9 protein-coding genes are annotated in these 12,757 nt (G+C 45.4%); 8 read left to right on the top strand and 1 reads right to left on the bottom strand.

The genetic code is table 11. The features are described 5' to 3' along the window. The first annotated feature begins 7 nt into the window (after positions 1-7). The 5 genes from HC965_RS18160 (at position 8) to HC965_RS18180 (ending at position 5,524) form a co-directional block, all read left to right on the top strand. A complete protein-coding gene (locus HC965_RS18160; RefSeq protein ID WP_167959778.1) occupies positions 8-301 on the top strand; it encodes a PG0541 family transporter-associated protein in 294 nt (97 codons plus the stop codon). Between the two features lie 115 nt (positions 302-416). Beyond that, complete coding sequence (locus HC965_RS18165; protein WP_191032775.1) at positions 417-1,826, top strand: SGNH/GDSL hydrolase family protein; 1,410 nt, start codon at positions 417-419, stop codon at positions 1,824-1,826. Next, positions 1,813-2,733 (top strand): SGNH/GDSL hydrolase family protein, encoded by a 921-nt coding sequence (locus tag HC965_RS18170; RefSeq protein ID WP_191032776.1) that lies wholly within the window; start codon positions 1,813-1,815, stop codon positions 2,731-2,733. The genes HC965_RS18165 and HC965_RS18170 overlap by 14 nt, the downstream gene beginning before the upstream one ends. Next, positions 2,720-4,207 (top strand): MBOAT family protein, encoded by a 1,488-nt coding sequence (locus HC965_RS18175; protein WP_191032777.1) that lies wholly within the window; start codon positions 2,720-2,722, stop codon positions 4,205-4,207. The genes HC965_RS18170 and HC965_RS18175 overlap by 14 nt, the downstream gene beginning before the upstream one ends. 306 nt (positions 4,208-4,513) lie before the next feature. Next, positions 4,514-5,524, top strand: coding sequence for an aldo/keto reductase (locus HC965_RS18180; protein WP_191032778.1), 1,011 nt, complete (start codon positions 4,514-4,516; stop codon positions 5,522-5,524). A gap of 1 nt (position 5,525) precedes the next feature. On the opposite strand, the gene HC965_RS18185 is transcribed toward HC965_RS18180, so the two are convergent. Continuing rightward, complete coding sequence (locus HC965_RS18185) at positions 5,526-6,083, bottom strand: RNA polymerase sigma-70 factor (RefSeq protein ID WP_191032779.1); 558 nt, start codon at positions 6,081-6,083, stop codon at positions 5,526-5,528. Positions 6,084-6,251: 168 nt separating this feature from the next. Between HC965_RS18185 and HC965_RS18190 the strand changes: the two genes are divergently transcribed. The 3 genes from HC965_RS18190 (at position 6,252) to HC965_RS18200 (ending at position 12,739) form a co-directional block, all read left to right on the top strand. Then, positions 6,252-7,232 (top strand): FecR family protein, encoded by a 981-nt coding sequence (locus HC965_RS18190; RefSeq protein ID WP_191032780.1) that lies wholly within the window; start codon positions 6,252-6,254, stop codon positions 7,230-7,232. A gap of 173 nt (positions 7,233-7,405) precedes the next feature. Next, the gene (locus HC965_RS18195; RefSeq protein WP_191032781.1) at positions 7,406-10,849 is read left to right on the top strand and encodes a TonB-dependent receptor; all 3,444 of its coding nucleotides are present in this window, start codon (positions 7,406-7,408) and stop codon (positions 10,847-10,849) included. A 21-nt stretch (positions 10,850-10,870) separates the two neighbouring features. Further along, entirely contained in the window at positions 10,871-12,739 is a 1,869-nt protein-coding gene (locus HC965_RS18200) for a RagB/SusD family nutrient uptake outer membrane protein (protein WP_191032782.1), read from the top strand. The last annotated feature ends 18 nt before the right edge of the window (positions 12,740-12,757 follow it).

The following is a 12,757-nucleotide window of genomic DNA, read 5'->3' on the forward strand; positions in this document are numbered from 1 at the left end:
AAGAAATATGAAATCAGTATTGATAACATTCGACCAGGCTTATTACGAACGAATCATTGCGTTGCTCGACCGTTTGGGTTGCCGTGGTTTCACATATCTCGAGAGAGTACAGGGACGTGGCTCGAAGACAGGCGACCCCCATTTCGGAAGTCATGCCTGGCCAAGTATGTGTTCGTCCATCCTGACCGTTGTAGACGACAGTAAAGTCGACCCGCTGCTGGATACCCTGCATAAGATGGACCTGCAGACCGAGCAATTAGGCTTGCGTGCATTTGTGTGGAACATTGAACGGACCATTTGATATTCGGTTCGGTAGATAAATAAAACAAAAAGGAGAATCTCATAAATAATGTAGATTCTCCTTTCTTTTTATGGCTTTTGTCTATCTTTGCGGTCGTTTGGGATTTTGGAACATTATGGAGATTATAAAGAATTATTTGAAATATACGTTGTGGTTTGTACTGATTGTATTTGTAGCCTTGCTGGGGCTTCATTGGCTTCCGGTCATTACCATAGACGGACATACGATGAGGCGTGTAGACCTTTTGAGCGATATTCGCTATCCGAGTACAGATACAGCCGTGGCCGATTCGGACAGTATTCCTCTGCCGCCTGTGGTGAAACCGGCTTTTGTAGATACCTGTCGGGCGGGTATGACCTGTATCGAAGATTACAGCGACTCCACCCATCGCGGCATGAGTCCTTTTTATGAAGCCCTCGACCGCATCTCTTCCGGGACTTCTGGAATCTCCGAATCTTCCGATGATAAATTAGTCCGTATTGCCGTATTCGGCGACTCCTTCATCGAAGCGGACATCTTTACCGCCGACTTGCGCGAAATGCTTCAGAAACGTTTCGGCGGTTGTGGAGTAGGCTTCGTCACCATCACTTCCATGACAAGCGGTTACCGTCCTACGGTGCGGCATATGTTCGGCGGATGGGCGAGTCATGCAGTGACGGACAGTGTCTATTTCGACAAGAAGAAACAAGGCATCTCCGGTCATTATTTCGTCCCCCGAAGCGGAGCGTATGTGGAACTGCGCGGACAGAACAAATACGCCTCATTGCTCGATACCTGTCAGCGCGCTTCTATCTTCTTCTATAATAGAGATTCCGTCCATCTCACAGCCCGTGTGAACAAGGGAGACAGCAGAAGTTATGCACTGGCACCTTCCTGCAGCCTGCAGCAAGTACAGGTAGACGGACGTATCGGCTCTATCCGCTGGACGGTAGACCGTGCTGACTCCACCCTCTTTTATGGCTTGGCAATGGACGGGAAGAAAGGAATCATCCTCGATAACTTCTCCTTGCGTGGCAGCTCCGGTCTTTCCCTGCGTGGCATCCCGCAACAAATGTTGAAGGAATTTAACCGCCAGCGCCCCTACGACCTGATTATTCTTGAATACGGACTGAACGTCGCTACCGAACGCGGACGCAACTACGACAACTACCAAAAAGGACTGCTGACCGCCATCGACCATTTGAAAACATGCTTCCCGCAAGCAGGTATCCTGCTGTTGAGTGTCGGCGACCGTGACTACAAGAACGAGAATGGCGACCTCCGTACCATGCCCGGTGTCAAGAACCTGATTCGCTATCAGCAGAACATTGCCGCCGAAAGCGGTATCGCTTTTTGGAATATGTTCGAAGCAATGGGCGGCGAGGGCAGTATGGCAAAACTTGTCCATGCCAAACCGTCTATGGCAAACTACGATTATACACATATCAACTTCCGGGGTGGCAAGCACTTGGCAGGACTGCTATACGAAACCATGATATACGGTAAAGAACAACACGACAGGAGGAGAGCTTATGAAAAAGAATAACCTGCTGTCTGTCTTAATACTGATGTTGGCAGGTATCCTGACTGTGGCTCCCTGTTTTCTTTCCGGGATAACAGCGCAAGACCGCATACCCGCCTGCCCGCCATTAAACAAGACTTTAAAGAAAATCAAGCCCTTACGGGAAATGACCTGGGCAAACGATACAATCTCCGCGCAAATATCCTTCCCGACCGCCTTCCGCGAAACCGGCCGGAATGAGGTTATCGACAGCATCGCCCTGCTGGCTCCCGTCCTCGAACATCTCCGTCAAGTACGTGCCGGATTGTCCGAAGACACAGTCCGCATCGTTCATATCGGCGACAGTCATGTTCGCGGCCATATCTATCCGCAGACTACCGGAACCCGCCTGACCGAGACTTTTGGTGCTGTTTCTTACATAGACAAAGGAGTGAACGGAGCCACCTGTCTCACCTTTACCCATCCGGAACGCATCGCCGAAATCGCAGCCTTGAAACCCGAATTATTGATTCTTTCCTTCGGAACGAACGAAAGTCATAACCGGCGTTATAATATCAATGTACATTACAATCAGATGGACGAACTTGTCAAGCTCCTGCGCGACAGTCTTCCCAATGTACCTATCCTTCTGACCACCCCTCCGGGCTCTTATGAAAGCTTTCGTCAAAGAAGACGGAAACGTACCTACGCCATCAATCCCCGCACGGCGACAGCCGCAGAAACGATTCGTCGCTATGCAAAAAATAACCGTCTGCTTGTGTGGGATATGTATGACGTAGTTGGTGGCAAACACCGTGCCTGCACCAACTGGACAGAAGCCCGGTTAATGCGTCCCGATCACGTACATTACTTGCCCGAAGGATACATCCTGCAAGGAAATTTATTATACCAAGCTATTATTAAAGCATATAACGACTATGTTTCCCATTGATATAGATTTCAGTAGACTAAAAGAGGTATTTACCTACGACCCGCAAGCGCCGATGATATTCAGCAGTGGTATCTTTCTTTGGCTGTTTGCTGCATTTATGGTGGTGTACGTGTTGTTGCAACGTAAATACACGGCCCGCATCCTGTTTGTCACCCTCTTTTCCTATTACTTTTATTATAAGAGCAGCGGCACATATTTCTTTCTGCTTGCCATAGTCACCGTTGCCGACTTCTTCCTTGCACAGCTAATGGATCGTACAGAGGGTTATTGGAAGCGGAAAGGATTAGTCGCTTTGAGTTTGGGCATCAACTTGGGACTGCTTGCCTATTTCAAATACACCAATTTCCTGGGCGGAGTCATTGCGTCCCTGATGGGAGGGGAGTTTACGGCACTCGATATTTTCCTGCCTGTCGGCATCTCCTTCTTCACTTTCCAGTCATTGAGCTATACCATCGACGTCTACCGGAAAGATATAAAACCGCTGACCAACCTGCTGGACTACGCTTTCTACGTCTCTTTCTTCCCGCAGTTGGTGGCAGGGCCTATCGTCCGTGCCCGCGACTTTATTCCCCAAATACGAAAACCACTCTTTGTCTCACAGGAAATGTTCGGACGAGGTATTTTCCTGATAGTCTCCGGTCTTTTCAAGAAAGCCATTATCTCCGATTACATCAGCATCAACTTTGTAGAACGCATCTTCGATAATCCTACCCTCTATTCGGGAGTCGAAAACCTGATGGGGCTTTATGGATATGCTTTGCAGATTTATTGCGACTTTTCAGGATATAGTGACATGGCTATCGGTATCGCCCTCTTGCTGGGATTCCATTTCAACTTGAACTTTAATTCCCCTTATAAATCCGCTTCCATCACCGAATTCTGGCGTCGTTGGCACATCTCTCTGTCCAGTTGGCTGAAAGATTATCTATACATCTCCCTGGGTGGAAACCGGAAAGGAAAGATACGCCAATACTTGAATCTGATAATCACCATGTTCTTAGGCGGACTATGGCACGGAGCATCCTGGAATTTCGTCCTTTGGGGAACATTCCACGGCGTAGCTTTGGCATTGCATAAGATGTGGATGACAATCACCGGGCGTAAGAAAGGTGAACAAAGCCATGGCTGGCGTCGTGTGTTCGGTGTTATCATCACTTTCCATTTCGTATGTTTCTGTTGGATATTCTTCCGCAATGCCGATTTCCAGAACTCGATGGATATGCTGAAGCAGATATTCACCACTTTCCGTCCTCAGCTATTCCCGCAATTGTTGGAAGGTTATTGGAAAGTCTTTGCATTGATGTTGCTTGGCTTCCTGCTTCATTTTGCGCCTGATAGTTGGGAAAATGCAGTATGCCGGGGTGTTATTCGTATGCCGTTTGTGGGGAAAGCGCTGATGATGGTCGTTTTGATTTATGTAGTTATCCAGATGAAAAGTTCGGAGATTCAGCCGTTTATTTACTTCCAGTTCTAGACTTTCTTTCATACAGGCTAATCATTTGTTTCATTGCCGGGGACTTTTGTTTCCGGCTGCTTGGAACAAAAAGTTTCAGACCCATTTGAAACAAAAAGTTTCACACCGAGAAACGAAGTGTTTCACTACGGGAAACAAAGTGTTTCACACCGAGGAACAAACTGTTTCAAGGCATGAAACAAAAAACTCCTCTATATGAATGGATTGGTAAATGTAGGATAAACGAGCCATTTTATTGATTAGTAGGGATACTATCTGGTATATTTTTTCTTTCTTTGCAAAAGAAAAAAAGAAATCATTAATCGTATGGATAATTCATTCACTTATCAGCCTGCTGCCGACCGCTACGAACATATGCCCTATAAATATTGCGGCAAAAGTGGCTTGCAATTACCTCTTATTTCTTTGGGTTTGTGGCACAACTTCGGTAGTGTGGACAACTTTACCGTGGCAACTGATATGATAAAGTATGCTTTCGACCACGGCATCACCCACTTTGATTTGGCAAACAACTACGGCCCTGTTCCCGGAAGTGCGGAAACTAACTTCGGACGAATCCTGAAAGAGAACTTCCAGGGCTACCGGGATGAAATGATTATCTCTTCCAAAGCCGGACATGAAATGTGGGCAGGTCCTTATGGTGATGGTAGCTCCCGTAAGAATCTGATGGCAAGTATCAACCAAAGTCTCCGCCGCACAGGTTTGGAATACTTCGATATTTTTTATAGCCATCGTTATGACGGAGTAACCCCGGTAGAAGAAACCATCCAAACATTGATTGATATCGTGAAACAAGGCAAAGCCCTCTACATCGGCATATCCAAATATCCCCCCGAACAAGCTCGCATAGCCTACGAAATGATGGCAAAAGCAGGTGTACCCTGTCTCATCAGCCAATACCGTTACAGTATGTTCGATCGTGCAGTTGAGGCCGAAACCCTTCCTCTGGCTGCTGAATCCGGCTCCGGTTTCATCGCTTTTTCCCCTTTGGCACAAGGCTTGCTGACGGATAAATACCTGAACGGTATCCCTGAAGGCTCACGGGCAGCGCGTTCTTCCGGTTTTCTTCAACGTTCGCAAGTAACGCCCGGGAAGATAGAAGCGGCCAGGCAGTTAAATGAGATCGCCCGTCGTCGTGGGCAAACTTTGGCAGAAATGGCATTGGCATGGGTATTGAAAGACGAAAGAATGACATCGGTCATTGTGGGGGCAAGTTCCGTGAATCAATTGGCAGATAATTTAAAAGCATTGGAACACCTGGACTTCACACCGGATGATTTGGCTGAAATAGAACAAATATTATCCCGGGGGATTTAACTTACTTAAAATACTTTCGCAGGCTTGCTGTTAATTTGCGAATAGCATTGGTCATATGTGTATTGACAGTTCTTTCGGATATGTCCAGTGCTTCGCTGATTTGTTTATAACTCATAAGCTCCTCTTTTGCCATGCAATAAACGATTCTTGTTTTTTCGGGTAGTTGCTGGATGGCCTGCTGCATATTCTCCTCCATATCTTTTTTCAGCAGTTTCTCTTCCGGTGTGAGATCATTTCCGGGTATTTCTATTACGATTTGGTTGATGGAGCTTAGATTGTCCTGACGGTGTTTCTCCAAAAATGAGAGAGCATGGTTCTTGACTGTGATAAATAAATAAGAATCCCAATCCTTCACATCCTTTAGATTCTGACGTTTATCCCACAAAGTAAGAAATACCTCAGACAACACATCCTCTGCAACCGAAGCGGATTGGACGAAATATAACGCAATGGAATAGCACTTCTTGAAGTACCGCTTATACATTTTTTCAAAGCAAGAAGCATTACCTTCACTGATTTGACGTAATAGACAACTAATGTCATCTTCTCTGTGTGACATATTCAAGAATTTGATTATAAGGTGTTTACAATAAAATAATAGAAATGTAGAAGCGTCTATTAACAATATTTATCTGCAAAAGTAACTTTTTATTTGAATTCAACTACGTATTTTTAATTTTATTTCTGTCTTTATCTATAGAAGCGCTTAATAATATTTTGTAGAACAATGAAAGAAGACAGTAAAATATGGGACTTGCTTGCTAAAAGAACAGATCATTCTTTGAGTAAAGAGGAAGAAGAGTCACTGGAACAGATGTTGAAAGAGGACTCCTCTTTGCAACGTGCTTCCCGGTTGGTGGAAGATTCGCAGGTGAACATGGATACCCATCAGACAGAAGAAGCAATGAATCGTACCTGGAGTAAGATAGAAACAGGTATGAAGACAGACAGGAAACCTCGACTGAAACTAATTATCCGCCGTTGTGCCGTTGCCGCCAGTATTGCCGTTTTGTTTGTGCTGGGTGGAGTCTTAAGTTATCAGCTTTGGGGAAAACCGGATATGCTGATTGTGATGAACCAGGGAAAAGAAGCCTTGTTGTTTACACTTCCTGATGATTCCAAAGTTTGGTTGGGAGGCGGTTCGAGCTTGAAATATCCCGATGAACTTTCGGGACGCAACCGCGAAGTATATTTGGAAGGAGAAGCTTTCTTTGATGTGAAAAAAGATAATGGAAGAACCTTTCAGGTAGTTACGGACATTGTAGAAGTAATGGTACTTGGCACCCGCTTTGACGTCAGGGTATCCAAAACGGAAAGTACGGCGGAAGTTGTACTGGAATCCGGTTCCGTGAAACTGAATGAGCGTAACAAGACAGAAGACGGAGTGATTTTAAGGCCGGGCGAGATGGGACGCGTCATCCAGCAGTCCGGTATTGAAGTACGTCACGTCGATCTTCAGCTCTACACTACCTGGAAAGATAAATATATGAATATCGAATCCCAAAAAATGGACAATGTGATGTTTATGTTGAGCAAGCGTTACCACACGGAGATTCGTATTGAAGGCGAGGGATTGAAAGAGGAAATATTCTCAGGACGTTTTGACATTGACCAGTCTTTGGAGAATATTTTTGAGACGATTGATTTGATTACTCCCATTCGTTTTCAGAAACAACCGGACGGCACTTACTTAGTGACTCCGAAATAAAAGAGATAGGCAGCCTGATATAGTATGATAAACTGAAAAAAATTGCTAACCCTAAAAAGAAAAATGATGAACACCACTTGAAAAAGAAAAAAAAGGATCGGAAAATTCCCGTTTTCCAATCCTCTTCAGATTAAAATTAACTCTACCTTTTATTAATTTTAAATTGCAAATTTATGAAAAATATTTCAATCCCAAAGGGAGTGAGAGGTTTTATTTTGCCCTCATCCTTTTGGGGGAAGCTAAGACTATGTACCTGGCAAATATTATTTCTACTCTTCTTTGTACCTGCCCAGTCATGGTCGCAACAGTCAGAATTGTTGACTTTAAACATGAAAAGCGTTACGCTGAAACAGTTTGTGGAAGCCGTTCAAACCCAAAGCGGGTATTCATTCCTTTACAAAGATAATCAACTAAATACAAATCAGCGCATTACCGTTTCAGCAAAGAAACAATCAATAGATGTCGTGCTGGAACAGGCTTTTAAAGGCAAAGGAATTTCCTGGAAAATTCAGGGCAAGCAAATTTTACTCTTTCCTGCGAAAGAGGAATCTGCTGCCGGTGCCGGTACGAAGAAGTCGCGCACCGTAAAAGGTAATGTCACTACCACCACCGGTGAGTCAATTCCGGGAGCAAGTGTGAAATTATTAAACGCCACTACCGGAGTGATTACTGACATCGACGGATTTTATATGATAACAGTGCCCGATGGTCAGACAACACTGGAATACCGCTTTATGGGATACGAAGCCCGGACGGTAAAAGTAGGTAATCAGACCACTATTAATGTCTCTTTGGAGGAAGCGACTTCCAGCCTGGAAGAAGTTGTGGTAGTTGCCTATGGTGCTCAAAAGAAAGTGACGATGACAGGATCGGTAGCTTCGGTGAATATAGGAAGCCTGAAAACTCCGGTCGCAAATCTGAGCAACGCCCTGCAAGGTAAGGTGGCGGGTATCATCTCCGTGCAATCCAGCGGTGAGCCGGGATACGATAACTCGACTTTTACTATCCGTGGTATCGGTACTTTCACGGGAAACACTTCCCCGCTGGTTATTGTAGACGGTGTACAGCGTGACGACGTAAACTCCACTTACGGAGGTGCCTATAACAATATTGACCCGGAAGACATCGTCAGCATCTCTCTACTGAAAGACGCTTCCGCTACTGCCGTATATGGTGCGAAAGGTGCTAACGGCGTAATGATTATTACTACAAAGCGCGGAACAGTAGGCAAGCCGAAAATCTCTATCAAGGCAGAGACAGGCTTTACAAACTTCACTAAAGTACCTGAGATGTTGAGCGGCGTGGACTATATGATGCTTTATAATGAAAGCCGTCGAAACTCAGGATTGAACGAAGTTTATTCCCGCGAGCAGATCTTGAAGACCGAAAGCGGATTGGACCCCTACTTATACCCGAATGTAGACTGGATCAATCAGATCTATAAGAAAGCATCTTCCGTATCCAATGTCAATCTGAATATCAGTGGCGGTAGCGACCTGGTTCGTTATTACCTGTCAGCCTCTTTCTATAATCAAGGCGGACAATACAACGTAAAGGATGAAAACGGCTATAATCCGAATCTGAATTATAAACGTTACGACTTCCGTAGCAATGTAGACGTGAATATAACGAAAACCACCTTATTGCAGATGAACCTATCTGCCATCATGGTCGATTCACGTTATCCGGGCATTAGTTCCAGTAAACTTTGGTACGAAGCATTTTCCACCTCACCGGTTGCTTTCCCTGTCCGCTATCCGGACGGACGTTGGGCCGGTCCACCCGCCAATGCAGGCTCCAATCCGATGAATGAAGTGCAGAACACCGGTTATACCGATACCTTCCGCCCTGCCTTGCAATCAGTGTTTACAGTCAATCAGAAATTAGATTTCATAACCAAAGGTCTTTCGGCCTATGTACGTTTCTCATTCGACAGTTATAGTGAATTTAATAACAAACGTACGGGAGGAGTAGACTTATGGTATGCCAACCAACGTGACGGCAATGGAGAACTTATCTTCGGGAAACCGATCAAAGAAGGTTCCGACGAACTCTATTACGAGCACAGTGATACCGGAGAAAGAGTAATCTATACCGAAGCAAACATAGCCTATGACCGCACATTCGGTTCACACAACATCAACGGAATGGTACTCTATAATATGCGTAACCGTATGATTGCTACCGCCGGAAGTGCCATTGCATCTATCCCTTACCGTAATCAAGCCGTTGCAGCCCGTTTGGGATATGGTTATAAAGACCGCTACTTGGCAGAGATAAACGGTTCCTATACCGGTTCGGAGAATTTTGCTCCCGGTCACCGTTTCGGCTTTTTCCCTGCTGCTTCCGTAGGATGGGTGATCTCACACGAACCCTTTTTCCAAAACCTCGTTCAAACGGTCGATTTATTAAAGCTGCGTGCTTCCTATGGTATCGTAGGTAATGATAACATTGGCGGAACAGGCGACCGTTTTGCCTATTTTACCCAGTTCGGAAGTGGAAACAGCTACGGCTTCGGTCCGAATGGTAATCTCGTATATGGTATCAGGGAGACTCTTCTAGGTTCAGACAAACTGACTTGGGAAAAATCGTATAAAACAAATATCGGTTTGGAAATGATGCTTTGGGGCAAACTGAACCTGACACTGGATTATTATTGGGAAAGACGTAAAGACATCCTGATTCAGCGTTCTTCCTTGCCGAGCATGGCAGGATTTGATGCCGCCATCTACGCTAACATGGGTGAGATGGATAATAAGGGACTGGATGCCAACCTCGAATACCAGACCCGTATCGCTAACAAAGTGGGACTGCGCTTGTATGGTAACGTGACTTACAGTAAAAACAAAATCGTATTCCGTGACGAACCGGATATGCAATATGCTTATCAGAAAAGTGAAGGAACCCGTTATGGCGAATACTACGGTTATATAGCTGACGGTTATTTCCAAAGTTGGGAAGAGATAGCAAACAGTCCGAAGCAATTGCGTGAACTGGCTCCCGGTGACATCAAGTACAAAGACCTCAACAACGACAATGTGATTGATGCCAACGACCAATGTTATCTGGGCAAGTCCTGGTTCCCTTCCTGGTCCTACGGTATGGGTTTCAACATCAACTATCATAACTTTGACCTGTCGCTGTTCTTCCAGGGTGTATCCGATGTATCCATTATGGCTAATGGTGGCTCTATGGATACAGGTAATGGCGATTGGGGAGCAGGCGGAGTAGGTATCGTACCTTTCACCGGCATGGGACTGAATCCGAGTAATGTTATTACCAAAGCACTGGATCGCTGGACGGAAGACAATCCGCGTGCAGATGCATGGTATCCGCGTATGACCGCCAATGCCAGTACCAGTGACAATAACTATGTAAACAGTACACACTGGCTGAAAAACGGTAACTACCTGCGTCTGAAACAAGCATCATTGGGATATACTCTTGAGAACAAGAAACTGATGGACAAGGGAATAGAATACCTCTATTTCTACCTGTCCGGACAAAACCTGTTGACCTTCTCCAAATTCAAACTGTGGGATCCCGAACTTGGCTCTAACGGTGCGAAATATCCGCTATCACGCATGGTGACCTTGGGAATGAGAGTTTCATTTTAATCTAATCAAGCAATGAAAACAATGAAAAAAATATTTAACCGTATATTGGCTGCCGGATTATTATCTATTGGCGCGATGGGAATGGTCACTTCCTGTGACTATCTGGATCAGAAGCCTGAGAATCTGAAAACATCGGATATGATCTGGGAAACCCGTACAGATGCAGAATCTTACTTATATAATATCTACGGATATATCTGGCTATCTACGGATGATCCGGTCGTATTTGGCTTTGCCGATGAAAGTTCTTGCGTCTTTTCCAATACGAATGTCCGCAAAATGGTGGAAGGCAATTGGGGCCCTTCCAATACACTGGGAGATAATAAATGGAATGCCGCTTATCGGGGCATCCAGAAAGCACTTATTTTTGAAGAGAATATAGACCGTGTTCCCGAAGGTGTGTTGAGCACAGACCTGAAGATACAGTACAAGGCAGAATCACGCTTCCTGCGCGGATGGTTCTATTGGAACATCTTGCGCCTGTACGGCCCGTTTGTGATTTTTGATAAGCCCGTCGAACAGGACGAAGACTTTAATAAATACGTGCGTCGTCCGTTTGAAGAATGTGTAGAATATGTTTGTGGACTAATGGAATCCACGCTGGGCGAACTCCCGGAAGTATGGACTTCCACGGCATATTTGGGACGTCCTACGAAAGGCGCCGCCTTGGCCGTTATCTCACAAGTACGTTTACTGGCAGCCAGCGAACTTTGGAATGGAAATCCCCGTCTAAAGGATTTCAAGAATAAGGACGGCGAACTGCTGGCACCGCAGACCAAAGATAACGAAAAGTGGCGGATTGCCGCTGAGGCTGCCGAAGATGTGATTGATTTGGGAATTTACCACCTCTACCGCAATACGGAAAGCGGTGACAGAACCTTTGACCCTTATTTGTCTTTCCGCGATTTGTTTATGTCCGGCAATCATGCCGAAGTCATATTCGCTACGCATAAATCAGGAGACTGGCAGTGGGGATATGACAAACGTTGCAACCCGAAAAACGGTGGATATAGTATGCAGAATGCGACACAAAATATCGTAGACGCATTCTTGACCCGTGACGGACTGGACATCAATGATGATGGAAACTATACCGAAGCAGGATTCGCGAAAGAAGACGACCCCGCAGAATACGGAAAAGTCCGTAATGAAATAAATCGTGGATACCGCAAGGGAGAATCGAATATGTACGTCAACCGTGAACCCCGTTTCTATGCTTCCGTACATTACAATGGACGTCCCGTACTTTCTGCCATTACCGTAGACGACCGCAACTACTTCTCATCCGACAAGAATAAGGACGGATTCGGAAGAGCGGAATATTACTATTCGGGTGCATCGGGCGCAGGAACGCAAATGACCGACTTTACCGGCTACAATGTAGCGAAGAAAGTAAGTACCTCTTCCAGTATCCGTAACGACCAGGGGGTGTATCGTCCGTTTATACATATTCGTTACGCCGAGATACTCTTGAACTATATGGAAGCGATGAATGAATACAACCCTGAAGATTCCAAGATTATCAGCTACTTTAATGAAATCCGTGACCGTGCAGGTATTCCGAAGATTATGGCTACCTACCCGCAGGATTTGGGAGACAAGGACAAAATGCGTGAATGGATTCTTCGTGAACGTCAAATCGAACTGGCTTTCGAAGGCGACCGTTTTTGGACTCTTGCCCGCCGCCTGCTTTACGAAAAAGAAGAAAACCGCAAGATCTATCGCATGAATGTGCTTGCCGACGACCAGGGACAAGGCTTTGCTTTTGAAGGTTTCTATGAACGTAAAATCTTGCAGACCAGATTTTGGGATAATAAGATGTACCTGTATCCTATCTATCAGACAGAGATTGACCGCGGACGTGGCCTGGTACAGAATCCGGGATGGTAAATTTTACCCGATAATATA

Origin of the sequence: Bacteroides sp. GM023 (genome assembly GCF_014750685.1) — a bacterium.
Classification (GTDB): domain Bacteria; phylum Bacteroidota; class Bacteroidia; order Bacteroidales; family Bacteroidaceae; genus Bacteroides.